Here is a 15,372-nt window from a genome sequence, read left to right as displayed (position 1 = left end):
CATAGATACATGGACTTTTTACGAGGTAATATTACTGAGTAAGAAGTCTTTTTTTCTTTATAGAATACCTTTGACCATTCATTATAAAAAATTAGAATCGATATGGTTTGTTAATTGGTTAAATTAAAATCAAATAACTAAAAAAGTAGGCAATCTGATTTGAGTATCAACGAGTAACATGAAATGTCTTTCTTAAAATAGAACAATATAAAAAAAAGATTGACATTAATAAATTAATATTATAAGATGTATATAATAATTAAGATGATTGGATCAAGGAGGGAATTAAATGAAAAAATTATTCATGAATTTATACGTCGTTCTTTTAAGTTTATTGATGTTTTCTTGTCAAACAAAGACAGTCATTCAAGAAGTACCCATTTCGAAGGTCTATCATGATACAATCATTGACAACAACAATAATTTTGATACAAATTATGTCATTTTAAGTGATATGGATGATTATCGTTCGTATAAGTTGGTTGCCGAGCGGTTTAATCGTGTCTACGATGAGTCATTTTTTGATTCTCATCAGGTGGTGTTTGTCAAAATTAATCAGCCTGGGGTAAAAAAATACGTCGATCTTCAATTAAGGGATCTTCTCGTATTTGACGGTGAGTTGATGATTACTTACGTCACACCGGCTTGTTACTTAGCCATAGAACCAGATCCGATGATTTTATTAATTGAACTTGATAAAGAAACGTATCCTTCAAGTATTGATTCCGTTAATTTGAATGGTGGATCTGACTTCTTATTCCGATATGAAAATGAGAACGACTACATTGAGGTATCCTTGATGAAATATCACAATCAAGCAAGTATTAAGCTTTATATACAAGGTGTTACAGATAGGCTTGTCGCGGATTATAAGGAAACACCTGAAACGATGGATGATTATGAATTTACGATCAAGCATTCAGATACACTAGACATTAAGGATTTTAGTATTAGAGATGGTATATTGATTGTTGATGGTACGTCCTATACGAGAGTTTATAATGAATATGAAGGTGGCTGTCTTGAATAAAGTCAACTGATCGAAATGAATCTTGTATTTCTTAGACTAACGATATAATAAAATATGCATGGGTAGCCAGTCCTAAGACCTAATTAGTTGTCAGGATTGTTTTAAACGAAAGCCACCATTTTGGTGGTTTTTGTCTTTTATATAATTAATATTAAACGTAACTGTGATAAACAACTAAAAAGCCCCCAGCGCAATTATGAACCGCCCCCTGTCAAGTAGACAGTGGAAATAATTAAATAACTGATTCAATTTTTAAGGCTTGATTCCGAAATTCCATCGGAGTTAAGCCTTTTAGTTTTTCTTGGTACCTTTGTTTATTATAAAACTGGATGTATTGATCAATCGCTACTTTGAGTTGATTGATGTCGTGAAACTGGGTTAAATAGTACATTTCTGATTTAAGTGTACCCCAAAAACTCTCCATCGGTCCATTATCAATACACCTACCAACTCTAGACATACTGACTGTCATGCTTCTAGAAGTGAGCTTCTTTTGAAACACTTTATTCGTATATTGATACCCGCGGTCACTGTGTACCATCGGTTTGGCTTCCGGATTAAGTTGGAATGCTTTCTCGAAGGTTTCATTTACCAGTTGGTTATTATTCGATATACCCATTTTGTAACTGATAATACTGGTATCACACAGATCGATGATGGCACTTAAGTATAACTTAGTATTCGATCCAATCACCTTGAACTCGGTAACGTCTGTTAACCATTTCTCATTGGGATTATTAGCCTCAAATTGTCTGTTTAAGACATTCTCTGCTGTGATCTCTGGTCTTACTTTAATATACCCCTTACGCACTCTACGGATAACCGACGATACACCTAATTTCTTCATCAATCGTCTGATGCGTTTTACATTATAGTTCGTTTGATTCCGCTTATTAATCCATAAAGTCATCCGTCTATAGCCTAAGATACCTTTAAACTCATCATGATATTCAAGAATCAATTGAGATAACTCATGATTAATCTTTTCTTCATTTGTTTCTTCATGTTTTAACCACTTATAATAGCTGCTACGAACAATCAAAAGGATTTCACATAACACCAAAATAGGATAGTTTTTTGCCTCATGAAGCCCTTTTATCGTTTTGTATTTGGCTTCTTGGCGGATCTTGCTAAAATATCCCTCCTTTCGATCTCCTGGAATTTTTTTATGACTTCAGCCTCCATCTCCAGACGTTCATTCTTCCGTCTTAGAAGCTCAACTTCACGTTTTAGTTTCTCAATTTCACTTAGATTCTCTACAGGCTTTCTCTTGCCTCGTTCGTCCTTTAAACCAGCTTCACCTTCTACGTTGTATTTTCTGACCCAGTTATACACTTGTGAGTAGGCTGTCTCAAACTTCTCCGCTGCGAGTTTATATTCAAAGTTATGTTCAATCGTCCATTTCACTATATCTAACTTTTCTTCATAACTCACTTTTCTTGATTTCGCCATATAAACATACCCCTTTGGATCATACGCTTTGATCTCGTTATGTCTATTATACTTGGAAACCCAACTCTTAATCATTGAGTCTGATGTTATTTGATATTGTTTGGCCAGTTCTGCGTATGATCCTTTGCCATCGTGGTAAGCTTTAATCACCTCTAATTTGAATGATTTCATATAACTTTGGTTTCTTGGTTTATCCTCAAATGCCATACTTCCCATCGATTCATAGTTCCTGACCCATTGTTTAACACTGGATACGTCACATCCTAATTCACATGCGATTTCTAACATTGACTTGATTCCTGTTTGATATGCTTTGATTGCTTTGATTTTTGTTTCTTTACTGAATCTTGGTGTTCTTGACATAAGAAAAATCCCCTCTCTGTACACTTCTACAAACTTTAATTATTTGTAGTGTCTACTTTAAGGGGATCATATCATTATACGCTGGAGGCTATTTATTTAGTCTGCAAGTTTTGTTTTACTACGTTTGATTTCTTCTAGGTCACATTCATTAAAGTGGTATCCTTTTTTACAGAAGTGACAAGTAACCTCAGCGCCCTTATCTTCTTTTATAAACTGATCAAGGGTTTGATCATCAAGTTTAGCTAAGGAGAAGGCAAATTTGTCTTTACTACAACTACAATGATAAGTAATTTGTCTTTCTTCCAATATTTTTGCTGTATTGTTAGAAAGAAGATTAGCAATGTCATAGATCGTGAGTCCTTCTTCAAATAGATCAGTCATGGCCTTAATGTGACTAAGCACATGTTCGATTTGTACGATGGTTTCTTCGCTTGCGCTTGGTAGTAGTTGGATGATAAAACCGCCAGCTTGTTTGACCGTTTGGTCTTCATTGACTAAGACACCAAGACCAACGGCTGATGGGGTTTGTTCACTTGAGGTAAAGTAGTAGGTAAAATCGTCACCAATTTCACCAGTTTGGAGTTCAACCGTCGAGGTAAACATATTTTTCAAGTTCAAGTCTTTAGTGACGTGAAGGTAGCCATCACCAACAGCTTTACCCACGGCCAGTTTGCCTTTTTTTGGACCGCTTTCGTATTTTAAGTAAACCTCAGGGTTTTTTAAGTCCGCACGAACTTCGCCTTTACCGTTTGCCTCAGCAAGCATAAACCCAATTGGGCCGTCCGCCTCAATCTTTAGTGTGATTGACTCATCGTCTTTGTACATTAAGCCCATCATACCGGATACGGTTAGAAATCTGCCAAGTGCGGCCGTAACGGTTGGCCATGTTTGGTGGATTCTTCTGGCTTCTTCAACCATCTCTAGTGTGTTTGTTACATAAATTCTAGCTTCATTATTATAAGCAGTTGTAATTAATACGTTGTTTGTTTTCATAAGTTCACTCCTGTCTTTTCTATTGTATCATATTGCGTATTATTGTAAAATGAATATGTTTTTGTGATAATATGGATAAGGAAAGAAGTGAGTGTATGGCATTTAAGATAGGAACAATCGAAATCGATTCAAACGTGGTTTTAGCACCAATGGCTGGTGTTTCAAATGCTGCGTTTCGTGTCATCTCAAGAGAACTAGGCGCAGGCGTTGTTTTTGCTGAGATGGTCTCAGACAAAGGTCTGATGTATGACAATGAAAAAACCAAAGACTTGCTTAAGAGTTTAAGTAGCGAACACCCTTACGCACAACAAATTTTTGGTTCGGATAAAGAATCCATGGTTAAAGCGGCAATATATATTGATCAACATACGGATTGTGACATCATTGACATTAACATGGGTTGTCCAGTCCCTAAAGTGGCTGCCCGTGCGCAAGCGGGTGCCGCATTATTAAAAGACCCAGATAAGATTTATGAGATCGTTAAAGCGATTCAAGAAGCGGTAACGAAACCCGTGACGGTTAAAATTAGAACCGGTTGGGATGATGCTAGTATTAACGCAGTAGAAGTCGCTAAAAAAATCGAACAAGCAGGCGCGAAAGCCATTACTGTTCATGGCAGAACAAGAGCTCAAATGTATTCAGGCAGAGCCAATCTTGATGTCATTAAGGCGGTTAAAGAAGCGGTATCCATCCCTGTCATCGCAAACGGTGATGTCACCAATGGAAAAGAAGCGAGATACGTACTGGATTACACGAAAGCCGATGCAGTCATGGTCGGAAGAGCAGCACTTGGTAACCCATGGGTATTTAAAGAAATTGACCGCTATTTAAAATACCAAGAAGAAACACCAAAACCAAGTTACAAAGAAATCAAAGACATGATTCTAAGACACGCGGATATTTTGATGGAACTCAAAGGTGAACACTTAGCGATGTTACAAATGCGAGGGCAAAGCACGTGGTATTTTAAAGGCTTACCACACGCGTCACACACGAAGTCGTTATTATCTAAGGTATCAGATTATGACACGTTTAGAAGTATTGTCGATGACTATTTTAATTTGATTATGACAAGTTAATCAAAAAAATGGTATTCAATCAACCAGGGTTTTATCCCTCATTGTTTGAATACCATTTTTATATATTTCTCTTTATAGAGCTATAATCTGGACTATTTTTTCTTTTTGGGTACACCAGGGTTGACGTGAACCATACAATGAAGCACGTCAAGGTAGGTTTCTTCAATCGTGTCATGGACGTTTTCTGCGATGTCATGAGCTTCTTTTAAAGATAAGCGCTCATCGACACAAATCTCAACGTCAACGTAGTAGTGTTTCATATGTTTTCTGACTTTCAAATCATCAATTCGGATCACACCTAAGACGGTTTTTATGGTTTGATTGATGTTTGAAACAACTTCTTTTTCTGCTGAGGCATCGACTAAAAATGAAATGGCTTCTTTTAATATTTCAACTGAGGAAAGTAGAATCAGTAGGGCAATTAGTATAGAGGCAATCGAGTCAAAGTAGATTAAGTTAAACTGTGCTAAGGTAATACCAATCAACGAAGCAGAGGTTGCGAAAACGTCGGTTAAGTGATTGACGCTATCGGCTTTTAACGCAGGTGCCTTATATTTTTTAGACGCTGTGATGGTCAAATAACTTAGCAGTAGTTTAAGTAGAATCGCAATGACTGCGACGTATATGGTTGAGGTGCTAGGTTTAATAAAAACACGTTTATGAATGAAATAATCGTATAATTCTGAGATGCCGTTGGCACCAATTGAAAATGCGGTTAAGACTAATACTAGACCAAGCAGAAAATACATTAATCCTTCAAATTTTTCATGTCCATAGGGATGATTCTCATCTGGTTTTTTATGTGCGATTTTTAATGTAATCAAAATCATGATTGATACGAATACGTCCGATAGTGAGTTAAAGCCATCGCTTTTTAATGAACCTGCGTTACCTTTAAAACCATAGTAGAGTTTTAAAACGGATAGTAAAATATTAATGATTAAACTAATCCATATAACGGTATTTATTTTATTTTTCATTGCTTGGTAGTTCCTTTTGAAGTAATTGATTTTGATAAGTCACTAGTTGAGATTCTCTAATGATGGATTTCACTCTAATTTCATCTTCTAAGTAACTGATATCAATGATCTTTGAGGACTGATAAAGCGCATTAATCAGGGATTTTTCTTCGTAGGTAAAGGATAAATCAACTTCGACTTTTTGTCCAAACAATCGTGTATATATTTCATCAATTAAAAAGTCAAGATTTGTCTTTGTTTTATTAGAAATACTTAGGTATTTGAAATCGGTTATTGGGGTTTGATTAATCATTAAATCTAACTTCGTTAAAACGTTGATTGTTTCAATATGACTTGCTTCAATTGAATCTAAGACGTCGTTGGTGGTGGTCATTTGATGTTGGTAATTTGGGTTTGAACCATCAATGATATGCAGAATTAAATCGGCTTGTTTAACCTCTTCTAGGGTCGATTTAAATGAATTGACTAAATCGTGAGGAAGGCGAGATACAAATCCAACGGTGTCGGTTAAGATAAAGCTTGGTTCGTTATAGTAGTTGATTTGTCTGGCTTGTGTTTGTAGTGTCGCAAACAGCATGTTTTTCTCGAAGACCTTTTTTTCTTCGTTTCGCATTAACTTCATGAGTAAAGAATTCATGGTCGAGGATTTGCCGGCATTCGTATAACCAACCAGGGCGACGATTGGGATTTGATTGGATTGTCGTCTCTTTTGATTGACTTTCTTTTCTAGATGGACTTTTTTGAGTTGATCTTCTAGTTTTGTGATGTTTGATTCAATGCGTCGTCGGTCTAGTTCTAGTTTTTTTTCACCAGGCCCTTTGGAGTTAAACGAACCACCACCCTGCCTAGAGAGGCTTGAGGAAAGACCGATCAGTCTTGGTAGTAAGTATTTTTGTTGAGCCAAATCAATTTCTAAGCGAGCTTCTTTTGTTTTTGCTCTTTTCGCAAAGATTTGCAAAATTAAAAAACCGCGATCAATGACTTGCGTGTCTAAGGCTTCTTCGAGATTTCTAATTTGAGCAGGACTTAGTTCGGTATCAAACACACAAACATCTATTTTGAGAACGTCAACCGTTTTCTTGAGTTCGACTACTTTCCCACTACCGATGTAATAATTACTGGTCGGTTTATCGAGTTTTTGTGTCATTGAGTCAAGGACATTCAGTTCTGCAGCAATTGCTAAATTTTCGAGTTCTTTTTTAGATTCGGCAAGATCGTAAAGTCCGAGATCTAAAAAGACTAGTAATGCGTTATCCATAATAATCCTCTTTTTCTTTAGTGTCTTTATAAATTATACTACAAATAAGATAAATCATAAAACGTAAACCACGATTTTATGTAGAAGTTTTCCTAATACATAAAAAATAACACGAAGGCAACTTGCCTTCGTGTTGAATCAAATTAATTATAAACCACACTTTAACTGTGCACCACAGTTAGTGCAGGTATGACAGCCACCGATGTCTTGGACAATGCCTTCACGACATACTGGGCATAGGTTTCCAACCTCAGCCCCGATTTCGCGGTCTTGTCTATCGCCTCTTAAAGGCGTTTTGATTTCATCGTTGTGTGTCGGTGTTTGTTTTTCGTCTAGTTTAATACCAAGGTCAGTAATGTCGACTTGGACTTCTTTAGACTCTTTTTTGAGTGATAAGACTTGAGAGTCTCTTGAGCCATCAACGTAAACTGTACCACCTTTAGCGCCACCTTTATAAAGACGCATGTAAACACGTTCAACGTCTTCGACGGTATAACCTCTTGGGGCATTAACGGTCTTAGAGATAGATGAGTCAACCCAGTTTTGAATGATGCATTGCACGTCTGCGTGTTCCTCTGGTTGAAGTTCCATAGCAGCTACAAAGATGTCTGGTAGATTTTCTCTAGTGTGTTGTGGGTTTAATTGTAAGTAGGTTTCTACGATTGGGGCATTTACTTCAATGAATTTGCCTAAACGGCCACTTCTAAAGTAGGTAAATGCAAAGTATGGTTCTAAACCAGTAGAAACACCGACCATGGTACCAGTCGAACCGGTTGGTGCGATGGTTAGAAGATGCGAGTTTCTAATGCCATACTTAAGAATGTCTTGTTGTAAGGATTTTGGTAATTTTTGAATGAACTTACCTTTGACAAAGGCTTCTCTTGAACCAAATTGCTCAAGGAAAGGGAAAGACCCTTTTTCTTTGGCAATTTCAACGGACGTTTCGTAAGCTTTGATTGCAATAAAACGGAAGAGTTCATTGACTAAAAGGTTACCCTCAAGCGAACCATAGCGTTTGTTTGCGTAAATTAATAAATCATGTAACCCCATGACACCCATACCGATACGGCGTTCGCCAAGGGCTTGTTGTTTGTTTTGTTCAAGGAAGTAATAGGTTTGATCAATGACGTTGTCTTGCATACGTACGGCATTCTTGATGGTCGTTGCTAGTTGATCCCAAAGCACTTCATGGGTATGTTTGTTTACCATCGTTGCTAGGTTAATAGCTGCGAGGTTACAAACTGAGTATGGTGCTAGTGGTTGTTCGCCACATGGGTTCGTACAAACGACACTTTGGCCGTATGAAGTGGCGTTGGTGTAGTCATTGGCGTTATCGATAAAGAAGATGCCAGGTTCTGCTGAATAGGTGGCACAAACGTTAATTAGGTTCCACAAATCTTTGGCTTTGATTTGGCGGTAAACCTTACTTGGATAGCCAAGGGCTTCGAATTTTCTAACGTCACCGATGTTTTTCCATTCCTGATCATAAAACGCTTTTTGTTCTTTGGTGTAACCATCTAAGTCCGGGAACTTAAGGTCATACATGGCGTCGTTTTCTACGGCATCCATAAAGTCTTTAGTGATGGCAACAGAAATATTTGCACCTGTTAGGAAATCTGGATTGTTAACTTCATAGCGTCCACCATCCGATAGAAGACGTCTGGCTTCATCAATGCTAGATGAGTTAAACGCTTGTGGGTTTTGTTCACTGATTTCAATGATTTTTTCATACATTTGGAACTCATCAAAAGACAGTGGTTTGAATTTTAGCTTTTCTTTTGCAAGTGACTTAATGAAGTCATTATCCGTTTGTTCGATGATGAATCTAAGGATTCTTGGGTTTTGCATTTTTGAGATGATGAACTCAATGATGTCAGGATGCCAATCGGCAAGCATGATCATTTGTGCGCCTCTTCTAGAGCCGCCTTGTTCAACTAAGTGTGTTAATTGGGCTAAATCGTGAAGCCATGATACGGAGCCGCTTGATTTACCATTCACACCTTTAGCAAGTGCGTTTTTTGGTCTTAGTGTGGAGCCGTTGGTTCCAACACCACCACCTCTAGCCATGATTTCCATGACTTCTTTTCGGTGGTTTGCTAAGCCTTCTCTTGAGTCTTCAATAAAAGGCATGACATAGCAGTTAAAGTAAGTCACTTGAGACTGTGAACCAGCCCCATACAAGACACGTCCGGCAGGGATTAACCTTAAGTTTTTAAGTTCTTCAACAAATGCGTTTTGACGGTCCATTGGTTCGCCTTCGCCTAGGTTTTTACCGACACGTTTTGCGATTTGTTCATAGTAAATTTCAAGTGGTTTTTCGATTTCTCTATAATTACGTTTGATGACACCATCCACGTGATCATCGCCGATTTGTCCAATGAATTCATCCTCTACTTTGATTGTAACAGAATCTTTTTCAAGGGCGATCACATAACCGATCCCGCGTGCTGGGAATTTTGGGTCGTGCTTGATAACAGCAACGACTAAGTCACCAACCGATAAGGTTTTTAGTGAAAGGTCTTTTTGAGTGTATCTATCAAGCATTACAAGTCTAGAAACACCTTCAAAACGCATGTGCATGTCAGGCGTAATCGGGTGTAGGTGTTTAAAGTGAGTGGTAATATCTTGATTCAGTTTATCTACTAATTTATCTTCGTATTTCATCTTACAACTTCCTTTCCTTGTAATATGCATTATATCGGTAATAGGTCTTAATTACAAGGGCTATTTTGTAAAAATTAATACCGTTTTATAAGGACATAAAGTCGATAATTTCTTATGTAAGCCATTAATCGAACGTTAAGGTCTAGATTAGATTAATTTTAAATTGAGTATTTCAATTCATAAGCGAATTTTTAGCAATTAGTCAATCAATTCGCTTTGCTAATTTTTTATTTTTTAAGCTTGATGCTTATAAAACGTTTTGGTTTTATGTAAGCATAAGTCAGTTGATTTCAATTAGTTTGTGGCGATATTCACAAATAACTATGTTATAATATTTTAAAAGGATGTGGGCGTATGACCGAATGGGTAAAAATTCTACTCGATGGGTATATCGTGTGGATTGTCGTTTATTTTTTAATTAGCTTTTTTATCGGTAGTAAGCGGGTTTTTAAAATCTTCTTATCCGTTGTTTTTATTTATTTGATTACATTCTTTGCCAAACACTTTAAACTTGAGGCGAGTTATGAGATATTGACCTATGTAGAAACGTGGTTACCACTGGCGCTAATTGTCATTTTAGCACCAGACATTAGACGCAGTTTTGAAACGGCATGGTTACTTGATAATAAAAAAGATATGGCGGTCTTGGGTTCTCAAGAGACAAAAAACCACATCGTTGAAGCGGTTATGTATTTGTCGAGCCAAAAAATTGGGGCACTGATTACAATTGAAAAACACAATTCGCTTGATCAGTACGCGGATCGTGCGATTATCATGAACTCGTTAGTTTCCAAAGAGTTACTCATTAATATATTTACACCACTCACACCACTGCATGACGGTGCGGTTATTATTCGAGGTGATTCCATCAGATGTGCTGGGGCTTATTACGTATTATCCGAATCAACCAAATACGATAAGACGATGGGTTCAAGACACCGAGCTGCACTTGGTATCTCTGAGGTTACGGACTCATTTACGATTGTGGTTTCAGAAGAAACAGGGACCATTTCAATTGTAATGGAAGGTATTATGTTGAAGATAAATGACCGTGAGAAGATTTATGAGTATTTAAATATGTTTATGAAATAAGGAGGCCAAGTATGTTAAGAAAAGTCATTATCAATTTGGGGGCATTATTAATGAACCCAGTGAAAAAAGCAGGCAATGCTGATTTATCCGAAAAAATAGTTAATTTTTCTAATAAGAATCCTTGGTTTAAAGTACTGTTGTCGTTTTTTGTGACTGCTATGGTATTGGTTGCGGTTTACTATCTAAATAAAGTCATTTCGATTGGTTAGTTTAAAAAGAAGGGCGTGAGTCTATGGGTATTGAATTGATTTACCCGATGATTGTTTCACTACTGGGATTGTTGTTTTTACTTTTAGTGGCGATCATGGATGAAAAAAATTATAAAGTGTTTTTCATCATATTAAGTCTTAATGTGATTTTGTTTGTTGGTTTGGGCATTTTCTATGAACAAATCAATCAAATCGTATCACTTAACGATATTTATCCGATTGTGGCCTACATCAATTTAGGCATATTCTTGATCATTTCAATGATTTCTTTCTATAAAGGAATTTTTTCTAAGAATCACTACCAATTGTTCATTAAGTCAATTAAAAAGACCAAATGGAATGCGTATTACGTAGTTGATAAAAAATCAAGAATTAAAGAGATGTCTGATGGGTTATGTATGGAGTTGGGTTTTACAAAAGACCAAGTCATCGGTAAGCCACTTTTTGATGTTTTTAACCGAAGCATCAGAATCACCTCGTTTAACGGTGTCGATACAAACAACCGGGCACTTGAGACGTATTACGATGAATACGAAAAAAACGTACGCTCGGATCAAAAAGACGAGAATGAAATTCTGTTTCAAAATTATAACGGCAAGACGGTTATGCTTCATACGGTCGAACAACCGGTATTCATTTTTGGGAAATACAAAGGACGAATTAGCATCGGTGAAATCCGTAGCGACTTTGACTTGTTGAGTGTTGAGAAAACACTTAAAGAAAAACAAGATGAACTTGAAAGTTTAAGGTTAAAATACATTGCGACACTTGAACTGGTTGAGGATGGGCTATTCTACATTGATTTGGATCAACGCTACCTTTGGGGAAGCCAACGATTTGTTCAAATGACAGGGCTACAAGACCAAACCATCGATATCACGGATTATCATAAATACATCCATGAGGATGATTTAAATGCGTATTTGGCTGTTTTAAGTAGCTTAACACAGCGAAAACAAACCTATAAAATGACGTATCGTTTCTTATATCAAAACAGGTACATTTGGATTAAAGAAACCGGTAAACGAATTTTTGAGGATAAAACCTCTAATATCATTTTAGGTAGTCTCAGTGTCTTAACGCAATCAAGTTATCAAAAAACAGGCGTTGAGGAAATGGATCAGTTACTTGGTGAGAGTGAACTCTATGTACATTTAGACGGCTTAATTGAAAAAAAGAAACACTTTCAGCTGGCGCTTTTTGAACTTTCGAACATACCTCAAATTAATAAAGAGGCAGGGCGTGTGGTTGGTAATATGTTAATGGGTGAGTATTTAAAAAAGATGCGTCAAACATTCATGAGTGAATCTTCATCAATCTTTCGAATTTCAGGGTTGGTATTTGCAGTAACGTTAATCGACCCAAGAAAAATGGAAATATTAAGACAAGGGGTCAATTCGAATAACACGTTTTTAAATTTGACAATGAACTATGGTTCAATTAAAACCGAGCTTGAAGTGATGCTTGGGGTTTCTGCCTCATACAAAGACGCAAAGACATCTAAAGAGATGGTTGGTTGCGCCTTAGAAGCATTGAATGTTGCAAAAAATCCGAATTACAACAAGAATAGTTGTTACTACATGGACATTCATGACTAAAGAATCAATTAGAAGAGATATGCTTTTAAAACGAAAAAGCTTGGATCATACTGAACTTGAGGTCCTAACAAACGAGTTATTAGAACGCATTGAATCACACCCAAGGTTTACTAAGGCCACAAGGATTGGTCTTTACTATCCAATCAATCAAGAGCCAAATTTGCTCAGATTAATGACAAGACATAAAGACAAGCGGTTTTATTTTCCAAGGGTAGTTGACAATCAAATATCGTATTTTTTAGTCAACGATTTAAATGACCTAGAGAAAACAGTATTTCAATTATTTGAACCGAAGTTGACCTTACCTAAGTCGAACGACTTAGACCTCTACTTAATCCCGTGTGTTGCAACCACGGGGTGTTACCGTATTGGTTATGGTAGGGGCTATTATGATCAGTATTTAAAACGAAATAAAGGGTATACGATTGGGGTAACGATGCCTTTTGCAAAATTTCAACAAGGGTATGAAGAATCACACGACATCGCTCTTGATGAAATCTTATAATGGAGGATAAATTATGTACAGTAGTATTGTGTTATGCGCAGGTTTGGGGTCAAGAAGCGAACTTGGGTATAATAAAGTAACGCATTTATTTAACGGAAAACCAATCTTTTTACATTCCGTTGATGTTTTCTTAAAACGAAGCCACGAGGTAATCGTGGTCATCAATCCAAACGATGAAGCCTTTATGAAAGAGGCATTACCAAAAGAAGTTAAGATTACTTATGGTGGTAATACCAGAGGCGAATCCGTTTTATCGGGTTTGAAGTTAGTAACCAACCCAAATGTGTTGATTCACGATGGGGCAAGACCATTTATTAATGAAGACATGGTCATTCAGATTGAAGACCAACTACTTGAATATGATGCCGTGATGTTAGCCAAATCGGTAATCAACACGATTTATGAAAAACAAGACGATGGACTACATGTCTTAGAAAGAAACAAGCTGTTTGAGGCCGAAACCCCACAAGGATTTAAGACCGATAAAATCAAGCTTGCTTATGTCAAACAACAAGGCTTATTTACGGATGATATATCACTTTATCAGGCGTGTTATAAAGACGAGGTTGGGCTGATTTTTCATGGTTATGACAACCATAAAATCACAACCAAACAAGATTTGTTGAACTTAGATAAAAAAGGAAATGGTGTTATGTATAAAATCGGACACAGTTACGACATTCATCAAACAGATAGCAATCGAAAATTAATCTTAGGTGGCTTAGAAATCAAAGCGGATAAAGGATTGATGGGTCATAGCGATGCCGATGTCTTATTGCATGCGGTAGCCGAAGCCATCTTAGGCGCGTTGGGGCTTGGTGATTTAGGCACGATTTACCCTGATACGGATCCAAATAATAAGGACTTAGATTCAAAAGTGATTGTTGGGTTTGTCGTTGATAAAATGAAGCAAACAGGCTATCAAATTTCAAATCTAGACGCGACGGTTTTTTTAGAAAAACCCAAACTAGCACCGCACATTGATGACATCAAGCAAAGCGTTGCAAGACTCTTAGAAACGGAGTTAAGTAACGTCAATATTAAAGCAGCAACCAATGAAAAATTAGACGCCATCGGCGAAGAAAGAGCCATTGCCGCTTCTGCGACGGTGCTTATAAAGAAGGGATAATTATGATCATTGAAACCCAATTTGGTAATTTTACGTTAATCGATCAAACCAAAGACGCGTTTGATATTGTGAAATTTCAAGAACGCTATGTACCAGAAACGTTTGATAAATACGACTACATCGTTGGTGATGTGGCCTCAGACCTACTTCGAATCAAAGGTTTTTTTGATAATACCAAAGAAAAAAGAAACCTAAAAACCATTCCAGATTACATCAACGAAACGTGTAATTTCGCGTGTGGTTATTTCATACTAAAACGCATCAAATAGTAATATGATTGATAATATTTGACGTATCAAGTATACTTATATCGAAAGAAGGAGGGGATTTCTATGGATGAAACAACGAAATTAGTTCATGAATTAATCGATAGAGTTAGACCATACCTACACCGTGACGGTGGGGACATTGAAATCGTATCAGTTGAAGATGGGATTGTCTATGTAAAAATGTTAGGCGCTTGTGATGGTTGTGGCTTAATTGACGTGACTTTAAGACAGGGTATTGAAACCATGTTACTTGAAAATGTGCCAGGCGTTATCGCAGTAATTAACGTATAATAAGGAGTATTTTATGAATCATGCAAACCAAATCATCTTTGATTCTCTTTTTGCGATGACGTTAGCTCAACTGCTTAAATTTGTCATCAGCAGTTTTAAGAATCGAAGCATTTACACAAAAGCATTAGTGTCAACCGGAGGGATGCCTTCTTCTCACAGTGCGCTTGTCTCAGCGATGAGTTTTAGCATATACCTATACGAAGGGGTTAATCTCTATTTTGCGATTGCACTTGTTTTATCGCTTGTGGTCATTCATGATTCAATGGGCATCCGTTTAGAAGCATCTAAACACGCCATCCTACTTAATAAAATAGCAGAAAAAATAGAATTACCAACCGATGAAATTAATGAGGGTAGACCGTTAAAAGAACCACTTGGCCATCTACCGATTGAAGTACTAGCTGGGGTTATCCTCGGTATAGTCATATCCTTATTCAATTTTTACGTATAAGGAGGTAAA

Annotated in this window: 16 protein-coding genes; 10 read left to right on the top strand and 6 right to left on the bottom strand. The window is 36.9% G+C overall.

Annotated features, from left to right (window positions below; genetic code table 11):
- Positions 1-289 precede the first annotated feature (289 nt).
- Positions 290-1,030 carry a hypothetical protein gene (locus BN853_RS08350; RefSeq protein ID WP_030005501.1) on the top strand — a complete coding sequence of 247 codons (741 nt, stop codon included), beginning with the start codon at positions 290-292 and terminating at the stop codon, positions 1,028-1,030.
- A 232-nt stretch (positions 1,031-1,262) separates the two neighbouring features.
- Here the strand turns inward: BN853_RS08350 and BN853_RS08345 are convergent, their stop codons facing one another.
- The 3 genes from BN853_RS08345 to hslO form a co-directional block, all read right to left on the bottom strand.
- Positions 1,263-2,090, bottom strand: a complete 828-nt coding sequence (locus BN853_RS08345; RefSeq protein WP_030004561.1) for an IS3 family transposase — start codon at positions 2,088-2,090, stop codon at positions 1,263-1,265.
- A gap of 35 nt (positions 2,091-2,125) precedes the next feature.
- The gene (locus BN853_RS08340) at positions 2,126-2,845 is read right to left on the bottom strand and encodes a helix-turn-helix domain-containing protein (RefSeq protein ID WP_030004029.1); all 720 of its coding nucleotides are present in this window, start codon (positions 2,843-2,845) and stop codon (positions 2,126-2,128) included.
- Between the two features lie 96 nt (positions 2,846-2,941).
- A complete protein-coding gene (hslO, locus tag BN853_RS08335) occupies positions 2,942-3,838 on the bottom strand; it encodes an Hsp33 family molecular chaperone HslO (protein ID WP_030005500.1) in 897 nt (298 codons plus the stop codon).
- A gap of 95 nt (positions 3,839-3,933) precedes the next feature.
- Between hslO and dusB the strand changes: the two genes are divergently transcribed.
- Positions 3,934-4,917 (top strand): tRNA dihydrouridine synthase DusB, encoded by a 984-nt coding sequence (gene dusB / locus BN853_RS08330; protein WP_030005499.1) that lies wholly within the window; start codon positions 3,934-3,936, stop codon positions 4,915-4,917.
- Positions 4,918-5,009: 92 nt separating this feature from the next.
- Here the strand turns inward: dusB and BN853_RS08325 are convergent, their stop codons facing one another.
- The 3 genes from BN853_RS08325 to BN853_RS08315 all read right to left on the bottom strand — a co-directional run bounded on the left by BN853_RS08325 (position 5,010) and on the right by BN853_RS08315 (position 9,819).
- Positions 5,010-5,897, bottom strand: coding sequence for a cation diffusion facilitator family transporter (locus BN853_RS08325; protein WP_030005498.1), 888 nt, complete (start codon positions 5,895-5,897; stop codon positions 5,010-5,012).
- Complete coding sequence (gene hflX / locus BN853_RS08320) at positions 5,887-7,155, bottom strand: GTPase HflX (protein WP_030005497.1); 1,269 nt, start codon at positions 7,153-7,155, stop codon at positions 5,887-5,889. The genes BN853_RS08325 and hflX overlap by 11 nt, the downstream gene beginning before the upstream one ends.
- Before the next feature lie 147 nt (positions 7,156-7,302).
- Positions 7,303-9,819, bottom strand: coding sequence for a vitamin B12-dependent ribonucleotide reductase (locus tag BN853_RS08315; protein WP_052591398.1), 2,517 nt, complete (start codon positions 9,817-9,819; stop codon positions 7,303-7,305).
- Between the two features lie 354 nt (positions 9,820-10,173).
- Between BN853_RS08315 and cdaA the strand changes: the two genes are divergently transcribed.
- The 8 genes from cdaA to BN853_RS08275 all read left to right on the top strand — a co-directional run bounded on the left by cdaA (position 10,174) and on the right by BN853_RS08275 (position 15,363).
- Positions 10,174-10,911, top strand: coding sequence for a diadenylate cyclase CdaA (cdaA, locus tag BN853_RS08310; RefSeq protein WP_030005495.1), 738 nt, complete (start codon positions 10,174-10,176; stop codon positions 10,909-10,911).
- Between the two features lie 11 nt (positions 10,912-10,922).
- The gene (locus BN853_RS08305; protein WP_030005494.1) at positions 10,923-11,120 is read left to right on the top strand and encodes a hypothetical protein; all 198 of its coding nucleotides are present in this window, start codon (positions 10,923-10,925) and stop codon (positions 11,118-11,120) included.
- Between the two features lie 23 nt (positions 11,121-11,143).
- Positions 11,144-12,718, top strand: a complete 1,575-nt coding sequence (locus BN853_RS08300; protein WP_030005493.1) for a PAS domain-containing protein — start codon at positions 11,144-11,146, stop codon at positions 12,716-12,718.
- Positions 12,711-13,223 carry a 5-formyltetrahydrofolate cyclo-ligase gene (locus BN853_RS08295; RefSeq protein ID WP_030005492.1) on the top strand — a complete coding sequence of 171 codons (513 nt, stop codon included), beginning with the start codon at positions 12,711-12,713 and terminating at the stop codon, positions 13,221-13,223. The genes BN853_RS08300 and BN853_RS08295 overlap by 8 nt, the downstream gene beginning before the upstream one ends.
- 13 nt (positions 13,224-13,236) lie before the next feature.
- Complete coding sequence (gene ispF, locus BN853_RS08290; protein ID WP_030005491.1) at positions 13,237-14,352, top strand: 2-C-methyl-D-erythritol 2,4-cyclodiphosphate synthase; 1,116 nt, start codon at positions 13,237-13,239, stop codon at positions 14,350-14,352.
- Positions 14,353-14,354: 2 nt separating this feature from the next.
- Complete coding sequence (locus BN853_RS08285) at positions 14,355-14,621, top strand: YutD-like domain-containing protein (protein ID WP_030005490.1); 267 nt, start codon at positions 14,355-14,357, stop codon at positions 14,619-14,621.
- A 63-nt stretch (positions 14,622-14,684) separates the two neighbouring features.
- Entirely contained in the window at positions 14,685-14,912 is a 228-nt protein-coding gene (locus BN853_RS08280; protein ID WP_030005489.1) for a NifU family protein, read from the top strand.
- A gap of 13 nt (positions 14,913-14,925) precedes the next feature.
- A complete protein-coding gene (locus tag BN853_RS08275) occupies positions 14,926-15,363 on the top strand; it encodes a divergent PAP2 family protein (RefSeq protein ID WP_030005488.1) in 438 nt (145 codons plus the stop codon).
- Positions 15,364-15,372: the final 9 nt, after the last annotated feature.

Source organism: Paracholeplasma brassicae, from assembly GCF_000967915.1.
Classification (GTDB): Bacteria; Bacillota_I; Bacilli_A; order Acholeplasmatales; family UBA5453; genus Paracholeplasma; species Paracholeplasma brassicae.
Note: the sequence above shows the minus strand (reverse complement) of the source record. Positions and strands in the feature narration are given on the sequence as shown.